This window comes from Leptospira bourretii (assembly GCF_004770145.1).
Classification (GTDB): domain Bacteria; phylum Spirochaetota; class Leptospiria; order Leptospirales; family Leptospiraceae; genus Leptospira_A; species Leptospira_A bourretii.
This window is the reverse complement of sequence record NZ_RQFW01000014.1, coordinates 1-409: the sequence shown is the minus strand read 5'-3', so window position 1 is coordinate 409 and position 409 is coordinate 1. Positions and strand designations below refer to the sequence as shown.

The 409-nt window shown below is 38.4% G+C and carries 1 protein-coding gene; it reads right to left on the bottom strand.

Going from position 1 to position 409, the window contains the following annotated elements:
• A partial coding sequence (locus EHQ47_RS19695; protein ID WP_167483279.1) for a hypothetical protein occupies window positions 1–409 on the bottom strand: 409 nt, incomplete at both ends.

Below are 409 nucleotides of genomic sequence, written 5' to 3'. Positions count from 1 at the left end.
ATCTTCTTCTGCTTTGTATCCAATACTAGCAACTGCAAGTTTCACACTCTCTTCTTTTAAAGAAAGAGCCAGTTCCGAGAAACCGGTTTTGTAAGAATAGGAATTTAAAAACACACCTTGTTGGATGGTAAAAAATGGATCAATTCCATTTGCATGTGTTGGGTCATAAAGCCCGGCTTGGCTAAGTAAGATGGATTGTTTTTCTTCTTCAGTAACAGGACTTCCGAGTTTGTTACTTGCAGAAGTTATGTATTCTTCAATGTTTTCACCGGAATAAGATCTAAGGAGATAATCCATCCTAGCTGCTTTGGTGAGAGCACCCATAAGATTTGATTCATAACCATTGGTATTCAACCAATTGGCAAGACTTGTTGTATCTTCTGGGGACAAATCATCTGTCCAGTTTTGG